The sequence below is a fragment of the Buchnera aphidicola (Anoecia oenotherae) genome (assembly GCF_005080765.1).
Classification (GTDB): domain Bacteria; phylum Pseudomonadota; class Gammaproteobacteria; order Enterobacterales; family Enterobacteriaceae; genus Buchnera_E; species Buchnera_E aphidicola_AB.
Genome location: NZ_CP033012.1, coordinates 55,329 through 80,318, shown reverse-complemented (window position 1 = coordinate 80,318; position 24,990 = coordinate 55,329). Strand labels below are relative to the sequence as shown.

23 protein-coding genes and 3 tRNA genes are annotated in these 24,990 nt (G+C 20.8%); 10 read left to right on the top strand and 16 right to left on the bottom strand.

The window, feature by feature from the left end; all coding sequences use genetic code 11:
* Positions 1–80 precede the first annotated feature (80 nt).
* Positions 81–308, top strand: a complete 228-nt coding sequence (rpmB, locus tag D9V65_RS00350) for a 50S ribosomal protein L28 (RefSeq protein WP_158341615.1) — start codon at positions 81–83, stop codon at positions 306–308.
* A 30-nt stretch (positions 309–338) separates the two neighbouring features.
* Entirely contained in the window at positions 339–506 is a 168-nt protein-coding gene (gene rpmG / locus D9V65_RS00345; RefSeq protein ID WP_158341614.1) for a 50S ribosomal protein L33, read from the top strand.
* A gap of 438 nt (positions 507–944) precedes the next feature.
* Here rpmG and fliR read toward each other — a convergent pair whose 3' ends face one another.
* The 11 genes from fliR to fliF all read right to left on the bottom strand — a co-directional run bounded on the left by fliR (position 945) and on the right by fliF (position 10,902).
* Positions 945–1,736 carry a flagellar biosynthetic protein FliR gene (gene fliR, locus D9V65_RS00340; protein ID WP_158341613.1) on the bottom strand — a complete coding sequence of 264 codons (792 nt, stop codon included), beginning with the start codon at positions 1,734–1,736 and terminating at the stop codon, positions 945–947.
* A gap of 2 nt (positions 1,737–1,738) precedes the next feature.
* Positions 1,739–2,008, bottom strand: a complete 270-nt coding sequence (gene fliQ / locus D9V65_RS00335; protein WP_158341612.1) for a flagellar biosynthesis protein FliQ — start codon at positions 2,006–2,008, stop codon at positions 1,739–1,741.
* Positions 2,009–2,048: 40 nt separating this feature from the next.
* Positions 2,049–2,786, bottom strand: coding sequence for a flagellar type III secretion system pore protein FliP (fliP, locus tag D9V65_RS00330; RefSeq protein ID WP_158341611.1), 738 nt, complete (start codon positions 2,784–2,786; stop codon positions 2,049–2,051).
* Positions 2,787–3,002: 216 nt separating this feature from the next.
* Positions 3,003–3,407: a FliM/FliN family flagellar motor switch protein gene (locus D9V65_RS00325; RefSeq protein WP_158341610.1), complete on the bottom strand. Its 405-nt coding sequence runs from the start codon at positions 3,405–3,407 to the stop codon at positions 3,003–3,005.
* 34 nt (positions 3,408–3,441) lie between these two features.
* The gene (locus D9V65_RS00320; protein ID WP_158341609.1) at positions 3,442–4,371 is read right to left on the bottom strand and encodes a FliM/FliN family flagellar motor switch protein; all 930 of its coding nucleotides are present in this window, start codon (positions 4,369–4,371) and stop codon (positions 3,442–3,444) included.
* Positions 4,372–4,465: 94 nt separating this feature from the next.
* The gene (locus D9V65_RS00315) at positions 4,466–5,533 is read right to left on the bottom strand and encodes a hypothetical protein (RefSeq protein ID WP_158341608.1); all 1,068 of its coding nucleotides are present in this window, start codon (positions 5,531–5,533) and stop codon (positions 4,466–4,468) included.
* A 151-nt stretch (positions 5,534–5,684) separates the two neighbouring features.
* Complete coding sequence (locus D9V65_RS00310; RefSeq protein WP_158341607.1) at positions 5,685–6,137, bottom strand: flagellar FliJ family protein; 453 nt, start codon at positions 6,135–6,137, stop codon at positions 5,685–5,687.
* A 45-nt stretch (positions 6,138–6,182) separates the two neighbouring features.
* Positions 6,183–7,538: a FliI/YscN family ATPase gene (locus D9V65_RS00305; protein ID WP_158341606.1), complete on the bottom strand. Its 1,356-nt coding sequence runs from the start codon at positions 7,536–7,538 to the stop codon at positions 6,183–6,185.
* Complete coding sequence (locus D9V65_RS00300; RefSeq protein WP_158341605.1) at positions 7,535–8,227, bottom strand: FliH/SctL family protein; 693 nt, start codon at positions 8,225–8,227, stop codon at positions 7,535–7,537. Before D9V65_RS00300 ends, D9V65_RS00305 begins: the two co-directional genes overlap by 4 nt.
* Positions 8,228–8,252: 25 nt before the next feature.
* On the bottom strand, positions 8,253–9,209 hold the full coding sequence (locus D9V65_RS00295) for a FliG C-terminal domain-containing protein (RefSeq protein WP_158341604.1): 957 nt from the start codon (positions 9,207–9,209) through the stop codon (positions 8,253–8,255).
* Positions 9,196–10,902 carry a flagellar basal-body MS-ring/collar protein FliF gene (fliF, locus tag D9V65_RS00290; protein WP_158341603.1) on the bottom strand — a complete coding sequence of 569 codons (1,707 nt, stop codon included), beginning with the start codon at positions 10,900–10,902 and terminating at the stop codon, positions 9,196–9,198. The genes D9V65_RS00295 and fliF overlap by 14 nt, the downstream gene beginning before the upstream one ends.
* A gap of 243 nt (positions 10,903–11,145) precedes the next feature.
* Here fliF and D9V65_RS00285 point away from each other — a divergent pair, with 243 nt between their 5' ends.
* Entirely contained in the window at positions 11,146–11,457 is a 312-nt protein-coding gene (locus tag D9V65_RS00285; RefSeq protein WP_158341602.1) for a flagellar hook-basal body complex protein FliE, read from the top strand.
* 198 nt (positions 11,458–11,655) lie between these two features.
* Here D9V65_RS00285 and D9V65_RS00280 read toward each other — a convergent pair.
* Positions 11,656–11,728, bottom strand: a tRNA-Ala gene (locus D9V65_RS00280).
* 122 nt (positions 11,729–11,850) lie between these two features.
* On the bottom strand, positions 11,851–13,254 hold the full coding sequence (gene gltX / locus D9V65_RS00275; protein ID WP_158341601.1) for a glutamate--tRNA ligase: 1,404 nt from the start codon (positions 13,252–13,254) through the stop codon (positions 11,851–11,853).
* 182 nt (positions 13,255–13,436) lie between these two features.
* Between gltX and D9V65_RS00270 the strand changes: the two genes are divergently transcribed.
* Both D9V65_RS00270 and D9V65_RS00265 read left to right on the top strand, forming a co-directional pair.
* Positions 13,437–13,509, top strand: a tRNA-Val gene (locus D9V65_RS00270).
* Positions 13,510–13,561: 52 nt separating this feature from the next.
* Positions 13,562–13,634: transfer RNA gene (locus tag D9V65_RS00265), tRNA-Lys, on the top strand.
* 44 nt (positions 13,635–13,678) lie between these two features.
* Here D9V65_RS00265 and ligA read toward each other — a convergent pair.
* Positions 13,679–15,682, bottom strand: a complete 2,004-nt coding sequence (gene ligA, locus D9V65_RS00260; RefSeq protein WP_158341600.1) for an NAD-dependent DNA ligase LigA — start codon at positions 15,680–15,682, stop codon at positions 13,679–13,681.
* A gap of 1,156 nt (positions 15,683–16,838) precedes the next feature.
* On the opposite strand from ligA, the gene D9V65_RS00255 reads away from it, so the two are divergent.
* The 3 genes from D9V65_RS00255 (at position 16,839) to crr (ending at position 19,494) form a co-directional block, all read left to right on the top strand.
* The gene (locus D9V65_RS00255; RefSeq protein WP_158341599.1) at positions 16,839–17,093 is read left to right on the top strand and encodes an HPr family phosphocarrier protein; all 255 of its coding nucleotides are present in this window, start codon (positions 16,839–16,841) and stop codon (positions 17,091–17,093) included.
* Positions 17,094–17,239: 146 nt separating this feature from the next.
* A complete protein-coding gene (gene ptsI, locus D9V65_RS00250) occupies positions 17,240–18,940 on the top strand; it encodes a phosphoenolpyruvate-protein phosphotransferase PtsI (RefSeq protein ID WP_158341598.1) in 1,701 nt (566 codons plus the stop codon).
* Between the two features lie 53 nt (positions 18,941–18,993).
* Positions 18,994–19,494, top strand: coding sequence for a PTS glucose transporter subunit IIA (crr, locus tag D9V65_RS00245; protein WP_158341597.1), 501 nt, complete (start codon positions 18,994–18,996; stop codon positions 19,492–19,494).
* A gap of 628 nt (positions 19,495–20,122) precedes the next feature.
* Here the strand turns inward: crr and D9V65_RS00240 are convergent.
* On the bottom strand, positions 20,123–21,373 hold the full coding sequence (locus tag D9V65_RS00240) for a tRNA CCA-pyrophosphorylase (protein WP_158341596.1): 1,251 nt from the start codon (positions 21,371–21,373) through the stop codon (positions 20,123–20,125).
* Between the two features lie 151 nt (positions 21,374–21,524).
* Here D9V65_RS00240 and rfaE1 point away from each other — a divergent pair, with 151 nt between their 5' ends.
* The gene (gene rfaE1 / locus D9V65_RS00235; protein WP_158341595.1) at positions 21,525–22,463 is read left to right on the top strand and encodes a D-glycero-beta-D-manno-heptose-7-phosphate kinase; all 939 of its coding nucleotides are present in this window, start codon (positions 21,525–21,527) and stop codon (positions 22,461–22,463) included.
* 1,022 nt (positions 22,464–23,485) lie between these two features.
* On the opposite strand, the gene tsaD is transcribed toward rfaE1, so the two are convergent.
* Positions 23,486–24,514: a tRNA (adenosine(37)-N6)-threonylcarbamoyltransferase complex transferase subunit TsaD gene (gene tsaD / locus D9V65_RS00230; protein WP_158341594.1), complete on the bottom strand. Its 1,029-nt coding sequence runs from the start codon at positions 24,512–24,514 to the stop codon at positions 23,486–23,488.
* A gap of 206 nt (positions 24,515–24,720) precedes the next feature.
* On the opposite strand from tsaD, the gene rpsU reads away from it, so the two are divergent.
* Positions 24,721–24,936, top strand: a complete 216-nt coding sequence (gene rpsU, locus D9V65_RS00225) for a 30S ribosomal protein S21 (protein ID WP_158341593.1) — start codon at positions 24,721–24,723, stop codon at positions 24,934–24,936.
* Positions 24,937–24,990 lie beyond the last annotated feature (54 nt).

Below are 24,990 nucleotides of genomic sequence, written 5' to 3'. Positions count from 1 at the left end.
ATTATTAAATAATAAAAATATTAATTCTTTATAATAATAAAATCATTATTAATGATAATCTTGTTTTAGGAATAACAAAAATGTCTAAAATTTGTCAAATTACTAAAAGAAAATCAATGACCGGACATAATAGATCGCATGCTATGAATGCTACTAAAAGAAAATTTTTTTTAAATTTAAAAGTGCATAAGTTTTGGATCCCATCTGAAAAAAGATTTATAAAGTTAAAAATTAGTACTAAAGGAATTAGAGAAATAGAAAAGAAAGGTATAATGCATTTTATGAATACGATTCGTAAAAAAAAATAAGTTCATTTACATTTAAATATAGGTTATTACATGGGAAAACGTATTAGAGAAATAATAAAGTTAGTATCTTCTGCTGGAACGGGTCATTTTTATACAACAACTAAAAATAAAAGAAACAATGCAGAAAAACTAGAGTTTAAAAAATATGATCCTGTTATACGAAAACATGTTATATATAAAGAAGAAAAAATAAAGTAATATACTATTACTTATAATAATAAGTTTATTTATTTCATATCAAAAATAAATATTTAATGAAATAATAGAGTTGTTTGTGATAAAAAGCAACTCTATGATAATTTAGAAGTTAATTTATTAATCATATTAGTAATTTTTAATAAAATAATTTCTGTTAAAAAAATAACTTAAAAAAAACAATCTATTATTTTTACATAGGTATATAAATAGTTGAATTTTTGAGGGTAAAAATTTATTTATTTTATAAATATTTTTTTTTTATTATAGTTATATTATTTATTTGTTAAGTAAATATGGATGAAAAATTATTTTTAATATTAAATAATAGTATTTATATATTTGCATATATATAAAATTTTACGTAAGTGATAGCTAGATAACTAAAAATCTAGTTACTATTTATGCAGATGAAAATATATTTAATAACTAATTTAATTACTATAATACAATTTTGTAATTATTATTAAACAAATTACCAATAATATCAAAAAAATTCCAATAATATTGATTAAACATTATATAAAATGTAGGTATAAAAAAGTATAAAGAAAAAATTCCTACAAGTATAGTGAATGGAAAAGATATAGAAAAGATAGATATTTGAGGCGATATTCTGTTCAAAAATGCTAAAATTATATTAACTAATAATACTAATATTATTATAGGTAAAACTAATATAATTCCATGTATAAAAGAAGAAATAAAAAAATAAATTATATTTTTTATACAATTTAAATTATAGTATGGGTATTTTATAGGATATATAAAAAAACTTTTAATTATTATTGATATAATAAGCATATGTCCATGTAGTGAAAAAAATAGTAGAAAATATATAATTCTAAAAAAATTAGATATAATAGATAAATTTAACTTATTGTTGATATCGACAATAGTTGAAAAAGATAATCCTATTTGTGAACTAATAAAATCTCCTGCTATCATCGGGATAAAAAAAAATATTTGTATAATAAATCCTAATATTAATCCTATAAACATTTCTTGAATTAGCATTCCAACAAATGTATAAGTATTTGACGAAACATGCATTTTTGGGATAAATGGTGTCAAAATAATGCTAAATAACAAAGAAAAATATAATTTTTGTGGTTTTGTTACAACATTATTTCCAAAAATGGGACTAGAAACAAAAAAAGTTGTGATTCGAGTTATAGGAAAAATATATTTATGTATTAGAGTAAAGATTATAGTTAAGTTAATATTGATCATTGTTATAAATTTTTTTCAGCAATGTTAGTAAAAATAAATTCTATATAGTTCAGCATAATTCTAAGCATCCATGGTCCAAAAAAAATAAAAATAATCAATATACAAATCAATTTAGGTATAAAAGATAGAGTTTGTTCGTTTATTTGGGTAGCAGCTTGAAAGAAGCTAATAATAAGTCCAATACATAATACAGATAGCAGTAATGGAGCAGATAACATACATGTAATTTTTATCGCTTCTTGAAAAACTATCATAACTTTTTCTGGCGTCATAAATTATCCATGAATACATTTTTATTTGATTAAAACATAGTTAATAAAAACTATGTGCTAAAGAACCTATTAAAAGTTGCCATCCATTTACTAATACGAATAACATTAACTTAAATGGTAAAGATATAGTAGAAGGAGGAACCATCATCATACCTAGAGACATTAAGACACTAGAAACAACTAAGTCTACAATTAAAAAAGGAATAAAAATTAAAAATCCTATTTTAAATGCAGTTTGTAGTTCACTTATAATAAAAGCTGGTATAACAATATACATAGGAATGTTTTGTTTTTTATTAATAAAATGAAAATTATTATTGGATAAATTAGAGAATAAAGCTAAGTCCAGTGAATTTGTTTGCTTTATCATAAAATTTTTTAATGGTTTTTCGCTTCTTGATAATGCAGTAATGACGTTTATTTTGTTTTCGCTGAATGGTTTATAAGCGTTTAAATATATTGATTTAAATGTAGGTTGCATAATAAAAAACGTTAAAATTAATCCTAATCCTAATAGTATTTGGTTAGGAGGAGAATAAGGAGTTCCTAAAGCACTTCTTAACAAGCTAAATACAATAATAATTCTAGTAAAACTAGTCATGGTTAATAAAATAGAAGGAAGAAAAGTCAGTGTAGTTATCAGAATTAATGTTTCTATAGGAACTGATAAGATTTGATCACCATTATTTAGTATTTTTGTATTTAAAATAGAGTTATATGAATGAGTAAGAGTAGGAAAAAAGAGTAAGAGAAGAAAAAGAATAATTTTTGAAATCATTTTTTTTTCCTAAATTTTGTAAATGTAAAATTGTAAAATTAAATTTTTAATGTTTAGTACTAAAAATTTAGTAGTTTTAAATTTTCTTTTTGTAGAATGTTTATATTAAAGAACTTAACATTGCAAAAATATGTAATTTATATATAATTAATTTATTTTAATGAAATATTATAGTAGTAAATATATTTTTAACATTTTAATTCTATTTATATGATTTTAATTTTCATTTTTTTCAAGATCTTGTTTTGTTTTTAAAGAATCGTAAATGGTAGAAATTTTTATTCCATATGTATTATTAACTACTACAATTTCTCCTTGTCCTATTAAGCAATTATTGACGAATATATTTAATAAATTATCAACAGATTTATCTAAAGAAATTATAGAGTCTTTTTTTATATTTAAAATATCTTTTATTTTTATCTTTTTTGTTCCTAATTCTACAGTAACATTCACTAATATGTTATCAATTATGTGTGTGTTTTTTTTTATTTTTTCAGAGATAGAGTTAGTTTTAATTTTCGTAAGATCATTTTCTTTTTGTTTTTGTGTATTATTTTTTAGTTGATTGACAACTACATTATTAGGTTTTTCTTGTATTTCTTTTGGTTTTAAATTCATATATATTTAACCTGTTTTAATTTTTATGTTTTTATTACTTAATAAAATTATTGATTTGTATTACTGTTTTTTCATTTTTTATTCCATACTTTCCGCTAAAAATTGGAGATGTTTCTGCGTAAATAATTACTTTTTCAGGATTGTTTATAGGAATTATATCTCCTATATTTATTTTTTTAATAGTACTTAAAGGAATGGAATTTTCGATAGATCTAATACTTATATTCAGATTTACATTTTCGATGGTAGAAAGTATATTTATATTTGAAATGTTGGAATTAATTAATTTTTTTTGCTTTTTAAGAGATAAATAATCCTTTATATTTTTAAATGTGTAGTATGGAATAATAATATTTAGTTTTGTTTGTATATAGTTTAAGGTTACATCAAAGATAATATTTATTGTTATTGTTTTTTTTTCATTACATAATGAGCAATGTGAAATTTGATTTTTATTTTTTAAAAAAAAATGCTGTTCTATAGTACAGCAAAAATTTTTCCATGAATTTTCATAGGCTTCTTTTACAAGGTGCAAAAATTTTTTATGCATAAAAGTATCAGTTTTTGTTGATTTTCTTTTTTCATTATAACTTTCAGAATATTCATAATTATTTTTAAGTAAAGAGTTTACCATTAAAGTAGCAATTTTTAAAGGAAATGATAGAAAAGCTGTTCCTAAATTGTTTTTTAGATGTATTTTGTTTACAGAATATTTTGTATTCAGATTAGAAATTAATCTATCATTAGTATGAACTTCTACTTTTTTTAGTTGTATATTTATTTCAAAATTAAATATTTTTTTTAAATTTTGCTGCAGTTTTTTTAAAAAAAATAAGTGAATTTCATCTAATAAAATAATAGTATTTTTTATCATATAACAGTTAATTGATTGATTATAGTATTCAAAATTTTTATTTTTAGGATAATATAATATTTCTATAGTTTTTTTTTTGTTTTTTTTCATTTTTTTCTCAAATAAAACAATGTAAAGAATTAGTTCAATATATATTTTAATTTAAACTAGTTAAAAATATTTTATGCTATTAATATGTTATATTTTATGCATAAAAATGTACAACAATGTTGGATTTTTTTTTTTTATTATAAGTTAGTGTATCTATGGATATAATTTTATTGTTATTAACGCATTTAGTTAAGTTTAAATTTTTTTGTTTACAACTTATATGGGTGTTAATTGGTTTTTTTTGAACATATTTTATGTTTTTTGTATTTAATAATCGCAATGATAGACCGTAGTTATTAAATATATTTTGTAATTTTTTAAATTCTAAAAAAAATATTTTTTTATTTTCTAGATTATAAGGAGTATAGATTAGTATAGCGTCTTTATTTTTTAATTTTATTTTTATATGTATTGATCCTATATTTTTATCGTGAAAAAAAAAATTACTTTCATTTTCTTTTTGTAGTTGTGAAATTAATAACTTTTTTTTTAAAGATTGTTTCCATAAATTATTAATTTCAAATTTATATTTTATATATATATTTTTGATTTTTTCTATTTCATATAAATTATTTATATTCGTAGAAATTTTTCTATAATAAAAATTATATAAAGAAGATATTATTTTATTTAAAACAAGATTTATTTTAGATTTGATAGTTTTTTTATATAAATGTTTAAAAAATATATTATTGAAAGTATGTGATGCTGTTTGTAACATTATATTTTTAATTTTATAATAAAGCACGTTTTGTTTTTTTTCATATTGAGAGTAATTATATTTACATTGTGTATTATTTTTTATAAAAGAAAAAAATTTTTTTTGTTCACTAAAAAATTTTTGTTTAACATGAAAGTACATATTTTTTATTTTTGTTGCATTAATAGGTATTTTTAATTTATTTTTTATAAATTTTTTTATTAAATGAAAATAATTATTAGAATGTGATTGATTGTTTAATATAGTAATATACTTTTTAGTTTCAGTAGTTTTAGATTTTTTTTTGTTAGTAGTATTTTGTATTATGTTTAATAAATAATTTTTTTTATATGATATATTTTTTTTATTTTTTACAGTAGAATGTATATTTTTTTGTGTATCTAAAAATTTTTCTTTGTTCACTATTGGTAAATAGTTTAAATTGTAATGTGTGTTAAACAATATAGTTTTCTGAAAATTTTTATGTTTTTTTTTTCTTTTTTTTTATTATATATTTTTTTAAATTGTAATATATCTATTGTTTTCTGATTTTTTAATAATTTTATCTTATTTTTTATGGATAAATAATTTTTAGTATTAATAGTATTTATTATCATAGATTTAATTTCTTTTTTATTTGTATAAGTTGTAAAAGAAAATCATTATTAGCTGATAATAATTGATTTTTTTTAGATATGTAATAATTTTTTTTATTTTTTTCTAAAATATCCCATGCTTTAATTTTTTGTTTTAATTTTACATACGTAAATTTTATGTCATTTATTTTTTGATTTTGTAAAAAAATCTTATTTTTTTCTGATTTAATACTTTTTTCTAAAATTAATATAAATGTATTGAAGTTTTCCCATTTTTTTCCACTAATTCCATTTTTTCCAACTAATAAAAAATTTTTATTATAAGTAGAGTGATAATTTTTTAAAACAAAAAGTCGTTTAAAAAAAATCTTTTTTTCTTTTTGTAGTTTTTTTAAAATATATATTTTTTTTAATAAATTATTTTTTAGTTTTTTTTTTATTATTTTGATATAATTGCAAGAATTTAACATAATTATTTTCAATATTTAAAAATATATTTATAGTATATAAATGTTTTATTTTAATATATTTCGTAGTAATTTTAATGAATCATTGTAATTTTCGTTAACATGAATGTTTTGTCGTAAAAAGCTTTCTATTTTTGGCCATAATTTTATTGACATATCTAATATATGATCATTTCCTTTAACATAAGCACCTATATTAATTAAATCTTTGTTTTTATAATAAGCAGCTACTATTTGTTTAAAATAACAAGATAATCGGTAAGTTTCTTCGTCCACTAAGTCTGGCATAACTCGACTGATAGACCGTTCTATATCAATAGCTGGATAACATCCTGATTCTGCATATTTTTGAGAAAGTATAATGTGTCCATCTAGTATAGATTTTACTAAATCTGCTATTGGATCTGACGATTCTTCTATTTCTGTTAATAAAGTATAAAAAGCTGTAATAGAACCATTTTTCATTTTATTATTTCCTGCTTTTTCGATTAAAGTCGAAATTTTCGAATAAGTAGAAGAAGGATATCCTTTCGTTGTAGGTAATTCACCTATAGATAAGGCTACTTCTCGATAAGCCATAGCATATCGGGTTAAGGAATCCATAATAAGTAGAACATGTTTATTCTTATCTCTAAAATATTCTGCAATTCTTGTTGCATATACAGCACCTTGAATACGTAGTAAAGGAGACGTGTCTGAGGGAGATGCAATGACTACTGAACGAGATAAATAATTTTTTCCTAATATTTTATTTATAAATTCTTTGATTTCTCTTCCTCTTTCTCCAATTAAACTTACAATTACTATATCAGCTTTTGCATGTTTAGCTATCATTCCAATGAGCATACTTTTTCCTAATCCAGAACTAGAAAACAATCCAATTCTTTGACCTCTTCCAATTGTAAGTAATGTATTAATAGATCGAACTCCTACATCTAAAATTTTTTTAATAGGATATCGTTCTAATGGATTGATAGGTTCTGTCATTAGTGATGTAGAATATTTAGTATTTAATTTTGGTTTGTTATCTAACGGATTACCGGATCCATCCAATACTCTTCCTAATAGTTCAAAACTAATAGGTAATTTTTTTTGAGTATTATTAAATACGTTTTTTAAAAATATTTTAGAACCAGGGGTTAAACCTTCTGTTTCTTTATATAACATAATAAAAGTGACGTTTTTTTTAAATCCGATTATTTCTCCTTCTGCTAAAATAGTTTTAGAATGTATTGTATTTGAAATAGAACAGACGGATCCTACAGGTAAAGATAAACCAGTAGCTTCTAAAACTAGTCCTATGGATCCAACAAGTTTACCATATACAAAAAAATCAGGTAATGAATTAATTGAAGAATTAAGATTAGAAAAATTTTTAACCCATTTATTTAAAAGTAAATTCATTCTTGATCCTCAGTTAATATCTTCTGATATAAAGTTTTCCACGATTTATTAGCGGAAATATAAAAATCTCCAGTATTAGAAGTAATTTGACATTCTCCAGGAGAAAGATGTTTATTTTTTAAAATTTTCCATCCATTTTTATTTATAGTATTTTCAAATTTTTCTTTAATGAATTTAAAATCGTTTTCATGTACATAAAATTGAAGATTTTTATATTCTTGTAATTCTTGATTAACAAGTTTTTGAATTTTTTTAAATAAGTATGATGTATCTAATACAGGTTTTTTTCCAAGTATTTTAACTGAAATATTTATTATTATATTTAATAATTTAGAAGTAACCTGATTGTCTAGCATTTTAAAAGATAATTTTAGATTATTAAGTAATGAATTTATTTTTTCTTCATTAATTTTTTGTTTTTTTTTAAATAATTTTTTTTCAGTTTCATAAGCTATTTTAAATCCTTTTTTTTTTCCATTTTCAAAACCTAACTTATATATTTCATTATTTTCATTGAGTTGTATTTTTTTATTTTTCGAATATTCAATTTTTGTTGAGTTTATTTTAGAATTTTTAAGTAGATTTAATGAAGATAGATTTTGAGTTTTTTTATTTATATAAAAATCGTTATTTTGTTCTATTTTTTTAGGTTTCCATATTTTCCATTGTTTTGATTTAGATTGTTTCAATCTTATTTTTCTCCATTATGATTTTTTAAATAATTTTTACTAGATAATATAATATTTTTTTTTGTGCTTGTTTTATTTGCGTTAATGATAAAGATTTTTTTTTGCTAAAATAATTTTTTATTTCTTTAGTTTCATCTTTAGATAAATTTTTTAAGAATTTTTTTTTGATAGAAATTTCAGAATTATATAAAGCAATAGATAAGGTTTTAATAGAAATTAGTTTTAATAATTTATTAATATATTCATCTTTTACATTAATAATATCTTCAAATAAAAACATTTGATTTATAATATTATGAGTTAGGATGGCATTTTTTTTTATCATGTTTTTTGTGATATTTTCTTTTTTTTCAGATTTTATTATTTGTAAAATATTAGCTGCTCTTTTAATTCCTCCTATTTTATCTAGGTTTAAATTTTTGTCGTTAAACAATTCACGAATTAATTGAGAAAATATAGGTTTTGATAATTCAGGTATACTATTATATGATGCTATATATAAAATGATATCAGCTTGTTGTGCTTCATCTTTTATTATAGATAACACCTCAGAAGCTAATTTTGTTTTTAAATTGATTAATATTATCGCAATAATTTCAATATTTTCTTTTTTTAAAATTAGAAAAATATTTTTAGGTGTTAATTCATTTATCGTATTTTCTCGAGAATTAAAATACTTTTTTTTTAATTTTAGTTTGTCTAATAATAGATTAGTATCATCTATACCTATTGTTTCTTTTAATATGTTAAATACTTTAATGTTAACATTTTTTTGTTTAGAGTGAATTTTATTAAATATAGTAAAATATTCGTTAATGATATTATTTAAATGGATTGTATCAACTTTTTTTATATGAGACATATGGAAAACAATTTCTTCTATTTCTTGTTTATTAAAGTACTTTAATACTTTTGAACTAGTATTAATATCTAATTGTAATAATAAATATGCACTTTTTTGTTTTCCGTTAAGATTTATCATAATTTTCTTTTATCCATTTTTTTATAATTTTAGCTATAGTACTAGGATTATGAGAAGAAATAATTTTTATTTTATCTTCAGCATTAGAATTTTTATTTTGATAAGATTGAGTTATTGTTTCTTTTTTTTCATATTTTTCGTTTCTTTCATGATTATTTTTTACAGAAGAATTATAAACATTATTTTTATAGTATAAATTTTTTTTTATCAAATTTTTAATTTTTCTTATTTGAAGAATAATAACAATTACAGATAAGATAAAACAAAATGTTAAAATAAATGAAACTATTTTATAATTTAAGTTTAAAAAATATATATGTTCATTATCTGAAGTTATTTTTGGAACAAACTTTAACTCATTTTTTTTAGAAAATAATATGTTTTCAATGTTAACAGTATCTCCTCTATTTTTTGAATATCCTATTATTCCGCGTACAATATTTTTTATTTTTTTTATTTCTAGTTTATTTAATGGAGAAAAAATTCCTTTTTCATTTTTTTTATAATTAATAATTACAGAAACAGAATATTTAGATATGTTACCTATATTATTTTTAGATAATGATTTTATATATTTTAAAGAAGATAAATTATTTAGAGCACTATTATTATTTTGTTTTAATTTTTTTTCAGAAGAAGTATATATTTTGTTATTTTTGGATTGTTGTTTGTTTTTTTTTTGTTTATTTTTAAGAGTATAGTTTTTATTATGGCAGTTATTTTTTAAATTAATAGATACTAGTTTATTTATAGAATTTTTAACGGAGGTTTTTTTTAAAAATAAATTATTGTCATTTTTTGTTTTATTGTTTAGTTGAGATTGACAAAGTGTATTTTTAGATATTTTTTTTTGATTTATATTTATATTCGCTGTTACTTCTGCTTGTATGTTGTCACTGCCATATATGGGAGATAAAATATTTTTAATTTTTTTTTTCAATATTTCTTCGGTAGATTTTATATAGTCAGAAACAGTAATTTTTGAATTAAAGTCATGATTATTCATGGTATCTAAATGATATAAAGATCTTTTCCATTGGTCAACTATTGTGATATGGTGTTGGTCTAGATTTTTTATACTAGTTAGCAATAAATTAACAATAGATAGAACATCGTTTTTATTAATAGCATTTTTAGAGTCTAAAAATAAAAAAACAGAAACAGAAGGTTTTTGATTATCTTGGATTAAAAAAGAATTTTGAGGTATAATTACATGAACTCGAGAATAATTTATTCCTTTGAAGTAACTAATAGTAGTAGATAGTTCTCCTTCTATAGATCGAGAATAGTTAATGTTTTCTCTAAAAGGACTATTATAAAACTGATTATTGTCTAGAATTTCATATCCACTTTGATTTTTTCCAGGTAATCCATGAGAAGAAAGTAATGCTCTTGTTGTATATAATTTATCTTCTGGAACTAAGATTTTTTCATTAGACTTTTCATCAATTTTATACGGTATTTTAAGATTATCGAGTTCTTTAATAACTTTATTTTCTTCTGAAACAGGTAAAAAATGATATAAAGGATAAAATTTATAATTTTTTTTCCAAGTATTGTTAAATATAAACATAGATATAAACATTATAAATAATATACTTATCTTCCAGCTATTTATTTTAAAAAATGAAAAAAAAGTATTTGGTTTTTTTTTAGTTTCAGCATTTTTTTTATTGTCTTTATTTACATTCATGTAATTATCCTGATATAGCAATTTTGATTTTTTTTCTATATAATAATTAAGTATATATGACAATAGTAAATAATATATAGTTTAAAAAAATAAGTGTTAATTATACTTTTTTGTAGTTTTCTCTGTCAATGTGCTCTTTATTGGATTACATCATGTGTAGTAATTAATTATAAATTAGTTTTATAATATTATTTTATATTGAAAATAAAAATATTTATATTTCGTGAAATATATGGAGAAAGTATGGATATAACAAAAATTAAAAACATTAATAAAAGTAATTTTCAACACAAAATAAAAAATAAAAATATTGTTCCAACAAATGAAGTATTTAAAAATTATCTAAAAAATTATACATCAAATTTTTTAGATGAATGTGATGATAAAAAAATTGATAATGTTACAAATAAAGAAAATAAAACAAATATAAAAAACAATAGTTTTACTAACGAATTATTAGATTTAGAAAAATATTCTCTAGGATTAAAAACTTTAGTTTCTATAAAAAATAAAATTATTTCTGCTTATAAAGAAATAATGGGTATGCAAATGTAGAATACTTCTGTTTAAATTAAAATATATATATTCAGAACATTATCGTTATTTATTTTTATTAAATATAAATTTAAATTTTATTAAAAAAATAAAATAAGTTTATTTATTTATATTTAATATTAATACCAGATTAAGATTTTATCTTGTCGATAATTATCTCTATATATATATATATATTATATTAATATATATATAAATTGGAGTTGAGCGGAATTGAACCGCTGACATCTTACATGCCATGTAAGTGCTCTGCCAACTGAGCTACAACCCCTTTTTAGTATTTATGTTAAATATGATTAATTTTTATATAAAATATATTATTATAAATTTGTATAGAGGTAAAATAAAAATTGAATATATTTTTTCAATAAAGAATTAACACCTGTTTAATTATTATTGTTTTTTAACATTATTAATTGTTTTTAATATTTTTAAAATAGTTAATTTTTTTCCAAAAATTTTTATTATAGAACTAATGTTAGGAGAATGATTTTTTCCAGTAAGTATAATTCTAAGTAATATATATATATTTTTTATAGAGTAGTTTGTTTGTATAGAAGATGTTTTAATTGAAATCATAATATTCTTACAGGACCATGCATTTAAAGAACATAAATTTTTTATAATTATTTTTAATATATTTATTATTTTTTTATTTTTTATTTCTTGACAATGCTTAATGGTATTAAATTTTATATCTTGAAAAAAATAGGAAGATAATTTCACCATTTGTTGAATGGTGTTACATCTAGGTTTTAGTAATTCAATTATATTGTCTAATACAGTTTCATTATATATTTTCACACTTTCTTGTTTTAAATAAAGTTGAAATTGTGTTTTTATTATTTGTTGAGATGTATTATTAATATAGTATTTATTCATCCATAACAGTTTATCTAATTGGAATATACTAGAAGATTTGTTTATTTTATTTAAAGAAAATAAATCTTTCATTTCTTGTATAGAAAAAATTTCTTTATCTCCATGAGACCATCCCAATCTAATTACATAGTTCAATATAGCTTCTGGAAGAAATCCTTGTTTATAATAATGTAAAATGCTGAAATTATTATTCCTTTTGGAAATTTTCTTTCCATTTTCATCTATTATCATAGATAGATGTGCGTATTTTGGAATATTTAGTTTCATAGATTTAAGAATATTAATTTGATAAGGAGTATTGTTTAGATGTTCTTCTCCTCTTATTACATGTGTAATATGTGTGTCTTTATCATCTATAACAACACAAAAATTATATGTAGGAATTCCATCGCTACGCTGTATAATTACATCATCTAAAACGTTGTTTTGAAATTCTATTTTTCCACGAATTTCATCATAAAAAGATACTGATCCTGTTAATGGATTTCGAAAACGTACTGTATATGGTTTGTTTATAACGACGTTAGAGTCTATATAACGACAGGTTCTATCGTAATGAGGTGTTTCTTTTTTTAATATTTTTTGTTTTTTTTTATGCATCAATAGCTCTTTTGAACAATAACATTTATATGCAAGTTTTTTATTTATCATATTTTTAATTATAGACTGGTAATATTTTATTTTATTGCTTTGGTAATAAGGTCCTTCATCCCATGTGATATTTAACCATTTTAAGATTTTTTCAATTTCTTTAGAATATGTTATAGAAGATCTAGAGTAATCAGTATCTTCGATTCTCAGAACGAAAAGTCCTTTATGATGTTGCGAAAAAAGCCAAGAAAATAAAGCTGTTCTAATATTTCCAAAATGTAGAAATCCTGTTGGACTTGGAGCAAATCGAGTTTTTATTATCATAAATTTACGATCTCATTTGTATTTTAAAAATAATAATAGGAATTTATGTTATTATATGGTATAAATACGATATTATAAATTTTTTATTTTTCTATTTTGTTGAGTACAAATAAATATTTTATAAATAAAAGAATATTTATTATTTTTGTAAACATTTAAATATATAAACATTTTTTAAAGAAGGGTGATTAGCTCAGTTGGTAGAGCGCCTCCTTTACACGGAGGATGTCGGCGGTTCAAATCCGTCATTACCCATAAACATTTTATATGTAAATAGTAAATATAAAAGAATGTTATCTTATTTATAGGGTCGTTAGCTCAGTTGGTAGAGCAGTTGACTTTTAATCAATTGGTCGCAGGTTCAAATCCTGCACGACCCATAAAAAATAATATATAAAAAAAAAGAATAGTTCTTATAAGAAATTTATTGTTTTGTTTTAGAATATTTTTTACAAATTGATAGAAATTTTATTTCTTTTAAAATTTTTATTTTTAATAATTCTGCTTTTTTTATCTTTCTTCCACCTTTTTCTCCACATATTAATAAATTTGTTTTTTTTGAAATGTAGTTGTTTACTTTTTTACATCCAAAAGATATAACATTTTTAATAGCTATTTGACGGTTCATTGTTTTTAAAGATCCAGTAAAAACTATATGTTTATTTTTAAAAAAATTGATTTTAAATTTTTTAAGTTTAAGCACATTATTTTTTATTTGTAAAATTTTTTCTAATTTAGAAATTAAGTTTTTATTATTTTTAAAAAAATAAAATATATGTTTTGCTGTTTTTTTTCCAATGTTTTTTATTTGAAGAAATTCTTGCATTGAAGCATGTTTTATTTTATGCAGTGACGAAAAAAAAGAAGATATTTTTAAAGCAGAAGACCTACCTATTTTTAGTATTCCTAAAGAACAAATAAACGTATATAGTGATATTTGTTTTGATTTTGCAATGTTATTAATTATATTTTTTGCAGATTTTTTTTCTATTCCAGATATTTTAAGAAGACTTTCTTGCGTTAAAGAAAAAAAATCACTTATATTGTTAATTAAATTATTATCAATAAGTTTTTTTATGATAGAAGGTCCTAATCCAAGAATATTTAGTCCGGATTTAGAAACGAAATATTCTAATGTTTTTTGTTTTTGAGAAGAACAAATTAATGTTCCTGTGCATTTGGATATTTTATTGCTTTTATTTTCTATAATATCAGAAGAACATGATGGGCAAACTTTTGGAAAACATATTTTTTTAGTTGTTTTATGAGATTGATGTATTATATTTACTATTTTAGGTATTACTTCTCCTGCTTTTTTTATTTCTACAAGGTCTCCTCTAGAAATATTTAGTTTTAGCAATGTATTCTTGTTGTATAAAGAAGCTTTAGTTACAACAGTTCCTGTTATTTTTACTGGAGTAAAATGAGCGACTGGTGTGATAATTCCAGTTCTTCCGACTTGAAAAGAAATAGATATAATTTTAGTGATATATTTTTGAGAGCAAAATTTAAAAGCAATTGCCCAACGGGGATATGTTATAGTATTTCCTATTTTTTTTTGATATTTAATATTGTCTACTTTAACTACTATTCCATCAATTTCTACGTTTAAATTATTTTTTTTACTAAAAATAGCATTGTAAAATTTATAAATTTTATTTACTTTATTAAGTAAAATATAGTTTTCATTTATACTAAAACCCCAATTTTTAAGTTGTTTTAATCGTTGAAATTGGCTGTTATATTTTTTTTCAAAATTAAAAAGATTACAATAATATGCAAAAAACATAAGTTTTCTTTTATTAGTCTTAGAATAATTTTTTATTCTAAGAGAACCAGAAGCAGCATTTCTTGCATTAGAAAATGGTTTTTTTTTCTGATCGTATAAATTATTATTTAATATATCAAAATCTTTTTTTAAAATTACCACTTCTCCTCGTACTTCTAGTTTATCTGGGATATTATTGTTATTCAATTTTATAGGTAGGTTACAGATAGTACGTGCATTTTTAGTTACGTTTTCTCCATTTACACCATCACCTCTTGTAGTTGCTTGAATAAAGATACCTTTTTTGTATAAAATGCTAACAGCAAGTCCATCCATTTTTAATTCACAGCAAAAATTAATATTTTTTTTGAGGGAAAGTTTATGTTTTATTTTTTTTTCAAAATTTAATAAATCTTTTAATTTAAATATGTTCTTGATAGATAACATTGGTGTGATATGAGGTATTGATTTTAACGATTGAAGTAAATTAGATCCTACTTTTTGCGTTGGAGAATTAGAGTGTATTAAGTATTTATGTTTTTTTTCTAATTTCTTTAAAATTAACATTAAATAGTCAAATTTTTGATCACTAATAATTGGATTTTGTAGGGTATAGTATTTATAGGAGTAATAATTTAATTTTTTTTGAAGATTTTGAATTTTTTTTTAATTTTCATGGTTTTTTATATTTAATTAAACTGATTTGTAAATATTATACTACATAAGAAAACTATATATTTTAATACCGTATAAATATAGTTAAATATGTTAAAATATATAAAATGATAGGTTATATTTTATTTTGATGTTTTGATTTATAAAATAATTTTATATATATATATATTATTATATTGTTTTATATATTGTAATATATTTAATTCTATTTAAATAAATTAAATAAATTCAAAAAAAATATTTTGTCTGAATTTATTGATGTATATAAATAAATAGATACTATCAACAAAAATAAGTGAAGAAGATAAATATATTTTATTTGGATAAGTTTGTTAATATTTTTTATATTTATATTAGTATTTAGTTTAAGCAAATATAATCTACATTTAGATATCAATTTAATAGAATTTAAGAGTATTGTTAATTATATTATATACGTTATAGAAATTATGTTAGTAAACAAGTCATGATTAAAATCAATATTAAAATTAATATTACAAGTAATGTAAATTCTTATTTTTAATATATACATTTAATTTTTTTTTATTATAAATAGTTAAAATAGTATGTATTGAGTCATCATGAACATAATCTTAAATATAAGTAAATATACTTATCATTAGTTCTTTAAATATAAAGAATTTTACTTTTTATTAGACTAAAGTTATATTATTTATATAATAATAAGATGAACATAATAGATAATATTAACATTAAAATGTTAATTTTATAAAATTTTTTTAAACAGTAATTTCTAATGACTAATGTTTATTAGGAATAATTTTTAATTTATATTAATATAAATAGTTTTTAATTTTTAGTTATGCATATATTTATATGCTGTAAGTATTTTTCTAATAAAATAAAATGTTTTATATTATCTTAAAAACAATAAATTTGTATTGTTTATTAACAAAATATATATATATTAAATTTTTTGTTTATAAAAAATAATAATTATTGTAATTTAAAAATTTTATTAATTTAATTGTATTAGATTTTTAATTTAATAATTATTTAAATATTTTTTTAAATTTTCATAATAAAATACGTGGTATATATAAATAAAGTTAGAAGTGCTTAAAATTAATTATTTTTATAAAAATAAAAGAGTATATATGTATGATATTAAGGAACATATATGTTTAAAGAAGAAGTGAAAATTATGAATGTAAATGGATTGCATGTTAGACCAGCAGCTAGACTTGTAAAATGTGCTAATGCATTTATTTCAGACATTTTTATTAGTTTAGATGGAAAGAGCGTTAATGCTAAGAGTTTATTTAGATTGCAAACTTTATCTTTGACATATGGTAGTGTTATAACTATTACTGCAAAAGGAAAAGATAGTAAAGAAGCTGTAAAAAAAATTAAAAAATTAATAGAAGAGTTATAGATAATAGAAATATTAATTTCTAATATATAGAGTAATAAATATACTATATGTATAGTTTTAATTGATCATAAGTTAAATATTTAATATGATTTAAAATTAATAATCTTAGAAAAGATAAAAAATTTTGCTAAATTACAGGAAATATTATGATTTCAGGTATCTTAGCTTCACCAGGTATTGCTTTTGGAGAAGCATTATTAATTAATGAAGATAAATTTTTTATAAATAAAGAAAAAATTGCTTCTGAAAATATTTTATTAGAAATTAATAAGTTTTTTAATGCTCGTAAAAAAACATCTATTCAGCTAAAAAAAATAAAAAATAAAATAGTTAAAAATATAGGAAAAGAAAAAGAAGATATTTTTGAAAGTCATTTAATGTTATTAGAAGATCCAGAGTTAGAAAAAGATATTATATTTTTAATTAAAGAAAAACTCTATTCGTCAGATGCTGCTGTTTTTTTTGTTATAGAAGAACAAATAAAAAGATTAAAAATTATAAAAGATAATTATTTAAGAAATAGAGCCATTGATGTCAAAGATATTGGTAATAGACTGATTAAAAATTTATTAGAGATAGAATATGTTGATCTACATAGTGTTGATAAAGAAGTTATTTTAATTTCTAAAGAAATAACGCCTTCAGAAACAGCACAAATAGATTTAAAAAAAGTGTTGGGATTTATTACAGATTTAGGTGGAGCTAATTCGCATAGTTCTATCCTCGCTAGAGCTCTAGAAATTCCAGCTATTGTAGGAACTGTGAACATAACAAAAAAAGTTAAATCGGGTGATTTTATAATATTAGATTGTATAAATAATGAAGTTTTAATAAATCCATCTAATATAATTATTGAAGATAAAAAAAAGATAAAAAAAAGTTATTTAAATAAAAAAAAATTATTAAATAAATTTAAAAATATTAAATCTATAACTAGAGATGGAAAAAGAATAAAAATTGGTGCAAATATTAATAACATAGATGATATTGATTTAGTAAAAAAAAATGGAGCAGAGTGTATAGGATTATATAGAACTGAATTTTTGTTTATGGGTAGAAGTTCTTTGCCTTCTGAAGAAGAACAGATGCTAGCATATAAATTAGCAATAGAAAAAATGAATGGAAAATCTATAATAATACGAACCATGGATATAGGTGGAGATAAAGATATTCCATATATGAATCTTCCTAAAGAAGAAAATCCTTTTTTAGGATGGAGAGCTATTCGTATAGGCATTGATAGAAAAGATATTTTGCGCACTCAATTGAGGGCTATTTTTCGTGCTTCTAATTTTGGAAAAGTACGTATTATGTTTCCAATGATTATTTCGTTAGAAGAAGTAATGATATTAAAATCCGAAGTAGAATATATAAAGTTACAACTTGCTGATGAAAAAAAAGCCTTTGATCCTGCAATACAATTAGGAATAATGATAGAAACTCCTGCTGCTGCTTTAATATCTAGGTTTTTAGCTAAAGAAGTAGATTTTTTTAGTATTGGCACAAATGATTTAACGCAATATACTTTAGCTGTTGATAGAGGAAACGAGTTAATTTCTCATTTGTATAATCCGCTTAGTTTGTCGGTTTTAAAATTAATTAAAAAAGTAGTAGATTCAGCTCATGCAGAGGGTAAATGGATTAGTGTTTGTGGAGAATTAGCAGGAGATGTAAAAGCTGCTAAGCTTCTTATAGGTATGGGGGTTGATGAGTTGAGTATGAGTTCTCCGTTTATTCCTAAAATAAAAAAAATGATCTTAAATAGTTCATTTAAAGATTTAAAAAAAATGGCTATTACAGCTTTGTCAATTCCTACTTTAAAAGATTTGTTAGATTTGATACAGTAAATTTTTCATTTTATTTATTATAACTAGAGAGATTTTCTATTTAGGAAAACGATATGGGTTTATTTTCTAGATTTTTTAGTAAAAAAGTCGATAGTGTAAAATTAATTGATATCATTGCTCCCATTTCTGGTAATGTAGTAGGTATTGAAGAAGTACCAGATACTGTTTTTTCCGATAAAATAGTTGGGGATGGTATAGCTATTCAACCGATTGAAAATCTTATAGTGTCACCAGTAAATGGTATAATTGGAAAAATATTTGAAAGTATGCATGCTTTTTCAGTGGAATCCAATGATGGAATTGAAATGTTTGTTCATTTTGGAATAGATACAGTACAATTGAGGGGAAGGGGTTTTAAACAATTAGCAAAAGAAAAACAATCAGTAAAAATAGGTGATCCTATTCTTCAGTTTGATTTAGTTTTACTAAAAAAAATTGCTAAATCTGTATTAACCCCAGTAGTTATTTCTAATATGGATGACATTAAAAAATTAAATAAAATTTATGGAAAGGTTGTAAGAGGGAAAACAATTATTATGACTGTTGAATTATAACTTTTATTTAATAATATTTGTTATCTATAGAGGTATTTAGCATATAAAGAACTATGTATACTTTATATGCTATATTTCTAGGTATAGTAGTTTTTTTTAATAATTTTTGTTATTTACAGAAATAATTGACGTTATTTTTTAAAAATTAAACTACATATGTAGTACCAAATGTTATGTATATTTATACATATGTTTTAATAGCACTATTTTTATATTTTAAAAATAGAAAATTATTTTTATTGTTATTGTATTTTTACTTATAATATTACATTAAATGGAATTTATTATTCATACAATAGATAATATAAAATATATATAAAGTTTTTTTAATTTTAATAAAAAAGTTACATATTGTTAATTATTAATAATATATTATTAATAAAATAGTTACAAAAAATATGTTATTTAATTTTTTATTATATAAAATACGAAATTATATGTATATCTATATATAAGAATTATTAATACATAAAAACATTAATTGTATTGTTGTTTTTTTGAAATTTATTTTTATAATAAAAATTATTACTTTATTAATTGTACGTATTTTCTAAATATTTTAGCGTGTTTATATATTAATCATTTAACATTATTTAGAATTAAATAATTAAATAGCACTTTTGTTTTTTTAATAATTTATATTTTTGTTTTTTTTCCAATTGTCTAATGTGTTAATTCTCCATTTATTAATAGACATTTTTATTTCTTTTCCTTTGTATCCTTGTTTCAATATAAGTTCAATAGGAGGAGAACAAACAATGGAATAAATTTTTTGTAGATAGTTTTTTTTTATTTTGATAAATTTTATATTATTATTTTTATAAATAAACCGTATATAAGTTTTAATTAATAAAGTTATTTGATTTATTTGCTTAGGTTTTCTCCATGCATCAATGGTATTTAAAAAATTTATAATTGATGAAGAAGATTTTTTTTCTATATTTAATAAAAAAATGTTATTTTTAATGATTATAAGAATTAGTTTTTTTATTTTTATAGGTAAATTTAATCTAATACAAAAATTTTTTACTAAATGAATATATAAACTTTTATTCATATGATGTTTAATTTCTATCAAATCAAGAGGAAAATAATAACTAGTAGTTAAAAACATATAAGCTAATCGAAGCTGTACACTATTATTTTTTTTAGCAATATAAGCTAACGAAGTGTACAAATTTTCTTCTAATGAAAATGGTAGAAAAGAATAAGAATAAAATTTTAAAAAATTAGTATTTATTATTTTATTTAATTCAGGAAACAAAATTGGAAAAGCTAAGCAATTTTGTAAGATTTTAAAATATACATGAGGATTATGTGTTTTCATAGCTTTTTCAGTTTCTTTCCAAATTCTATCTTTAGTAAGAAATAGTATTTCTTTACTTAAAACTATTTTTTGCATAAATTTCATAGTATTTTTATCAATATAAAATCCTAAATGAGATAGAGATGCTGCAAATCTAGCAACACGTAAAACTCTTAGAGGATCTTCTTGAAAAGAAGAAGAAATATGTTTTAATACTCGATTTTTAAGATCTTTAAATCCATTGAATGGATCGATGTATTTTCCATATTCATCTTGAGCTATAGCATTAATAGTTAAATCTCTTCTCATCAAATCTTCTTTTAAAGTTACATGCTGAGAATAGTCAATATTGAAATCTTTGTATCCATGTCCTGATTTTCTTTCTGTTCTAGCTAAGCAGTATTCTTCACGAGTTATTGGATGTAAGAATACAGGGAAGTCTTTTCCTACTTGTTTAAATTTTTTTTTAATTAGAACTTCAGGAGTACTTCCTACTATTACCCAGTCTTTGTCTGTAACAGGCAAATTAAGAAAAGAGTTACGAATAGCACCTCCCACTAAATATATTTTCATAGGAATGTTCCTAACGTGTACAAGATTTATTTTTATGGTTAAAAAATGATTTAACATATTTTAATGACTAATAAAACGAAAATAATGTTTATTATATTATCTATATAAGATAACTACAATTAGCACTATATATAATAGTAGGATTTAATACATGAAAAAAAAATTACTTAATTTTGCTAATTTTCCAGTTTTAGTAATTGGTGATATTATGTTAGATAAATACTGGATAACAAAGAATGATTGTATTTTAGATGAATTTTCTGCTCCAATTTTAAAAATATCTCAGTGTTATGAGTACGTTGGCGGTGCTGCAAATGTTGCGAATAATATTGTAACTGTTGGAGGGAAATCCATTCTTGTTGGAGTTGTAGGACAGGATGAATCAGCTAAAAGCATTAAAAATATACTAAAAAAAACTACAGTTGAATATCATCCTTGCATAATTAACAAGTGCATTACTACCACGAAGTTAAGAATTATGTCAAAAAAAAAGCAAATAGTAAGATTAGATTGCGAAAAAAATATAAAAGAAGATTTTTTATTAAAATTCAATAATATAATTAATCCTATATTAAAGAAAGTTTCTGTAGTCATTTTGTCAGATTATAACAAGGGAACTTTATGTTCTACTTCTTCTATTATTGAACAAGCTAAAAAAGAAAAAGTACTGGTTTTAGTAGATCCGAAAGGAAATAATTATTCAAAATATGTAGGATCTACTTTATTAACTCCAAATTTATTTGAATTTGAGTCTATTGTGGGAAAATGTTCAAACAGAAATGATTTAATTAATAAAGGAATGGATTTATTAATGTATCTAAAACTTAGTGCTTTATTAATAACTCAGTCAAAAGAAGGTATGACTTTATTACAAATAAATAAAAAACCGGTGCATTTTTTAACTCGAGCAAATACAGTAGTTGATGTAACTGGTGCTGGAGATACAGTAATTGCGTTAATAGCTTTAGGATTATCATCAGGGTTTACATTAGAACAATCGTGTTACCAAGCAAATGTAGCAGCTGGAATAGTAGTTCAAAAGCCAGGAACAGCTTCTTTAACTTTAGAAGAATTGAAAAATGCTATGTAATTATAAATTGTTAAATATTTTATATATTATTTAAATAGTCTAATAGTTTTTCATTTTTTTGAACAAATTAAATTAGTTATTGAAGTAAAAAATAAGCATTGTATAAAAGATAAATATTTTACATGTAAAATGTAATATAATAAAGTATTTATACTTATTAAGTAACTTAATTCTGTATGAAATATAAAAAATAATAAAAAATTACAATTAATTAGTATTAAAATAAAATATTTAGAGTATTAACTTATTACATAAGTCCAATCTAAATATTTAAAATAAAAAAAATAATAATTTATGAATGATTAGTAACATTTTATTGTGCAAAGTAAAATTGTATATAAAAAATTTTACTTTGTATAAAAGAGTTAATAATTATTATTATTTAATTCTGTTCGAGAAATTTTTTAATAAATTTTTGTTTAAATTTTAATTTTCTATAGGAACAAGTTATAAACCGTTAAAATTAGATATATATATAAAGTATATTGGATATATAAGATAAATTAATAAATTAAATTTATTTTATTTAAAAAATTGAAAATATTAATTATATGCTAAATATAATCTATTTTTTTTTATATTCAGAATAATAAAATATAAACGGTATTTTATGTTTAAATGTTTTACATTAAATATGATTAATAATTTCCAGTTAATAGCTTATAGTTTGAAAATTTTATGTAAATAAATAAGTTAGTATCAATATTTGATTGATATAGTTATTTTTTATTATTAAATTAAATTATCAAATAGAAGATATTTTTTATATAGTTGTATATATATATCAGTGAAACTAGTTTTGAGTATTATTTTAATAAATTAGATCTAAGTTAATAAATAAATATGACTGTATAACTAGTTATAGTAAATGTTTATTATTGTTATGTAGTTTTTTTAATATACTAAACATATAGTATTATATACTTTTATAAAATAAATAATATGATTTAAATTTTTAATAACATTTTAAAAAATATAATTTTTATTTATTTTATATATTTGTTTTTGTAAGTTGATTATTATCATTCAATTATATGGGATTTTGAAATTGACCAAGTAGAATTAACTTGTATTTTTGGTGACGTAAAAATTCCTTTTTTGAATTTTAAAAAACCTAAATATGAAATCATAGCACCATTATCTGTGCAGAATTTAGGATCTGCATAGTATAATTTTCCATGTAAGTCACAAGTTTTTAACATTTTTTTTAATTCTCTTCTTAATTTAAGATTAGAACTAACACCTCCAGCTATAACTAATCTTTTGTATCCTGTTTGAATAAGTGCTTTTTTACATTTAAATACTAATACGTCTATTATAGCGTCTTCAAATGATCTAGCAATATCTGACTTTATTTTAGAGTTAAGTTTATTATTTTGAATAATTTTTTTTGCATGTGTTTTTAATCCAGAAAAACTAAAATTTAAGTTAGGATGATGTATCATTGGTCGAGGAAAAACGAATTTAGTATTTGTACTTTTTTCTGCTAATTTTGATAGTTGAGCTCCTCCTGGAGGATTGATTCCAAGTAACAGAGCAGTTTTATCTAATGCTTCTCCTGCTGCATCATCCATAGAAGTACCTATTATTTTATAATTCGTCATACTAATAGCATTTATTATTTGAGTGTGTTTCCCTGAAACTAATAGTCCGATAAACGGAAATTCAATAGAATTAAAAAATTTTTTCATCATAAAAGTAAGCAAATGAGCTTCCATATGGTTGATAGGTATAACAGGAATATTCCAAGAATAGGCTAGAGAACTTCCTATTGTAGCTCCGACTAACAGAGAACCAATAAGTCCAGGTCCAGCTGTATAGGCTATAGCACTAATAGTAGAAATTTCGTTGTTTATATCGTATAATGCTAAACGAATTAATGGTATAATATTATTTAAATGTTTTCTAGCTGCTAATTCAGGTATAATCCCTCCATATTTTATATTTAATTGAGATTGACTATTTAATTGATTAGTGATTAATCCATTTTTTTCATCAAAAATAGCAATTCCTGTATCGTCGCATGACGTTTCAATTCCTAAGATTCGCATATTTAATATTTATCAAATCATTTATTTTTTTTTAAAGAATAATATATATTATACATAATTATTAAATTATAAAATATTTTATTTTTTAATTTATATAAATAGATTATATTATTTTGAATAGTTAATTTCACAAATATTTTTATTTTTTTATTTTTTATATATATAAAAATAAAAGATATTTAGTTTTTAAAGAGGTTTTTTGATATATGCCAATAATTAAAGTTCGTGAAAATGAACCGTTTGATATAGCTCTAAGAAGATTTAAAAGATTATGTGAAAAAGCTGGTATTTTAGCAGAAATAAGAAGAAGAGAATATTATGAAAAACCAACTACACAAAGAAAAAGAGCTAAAGCTTCAGCTATTAAACGTTTATCTAAAAAACTTAATAGAGAAAATATTAAGAGGTTAAGGATGTATTAATTTTTTATTAAATTTTTTTTAGTAAATTTATTTTGACCGTTCTTTTTTAAAGTA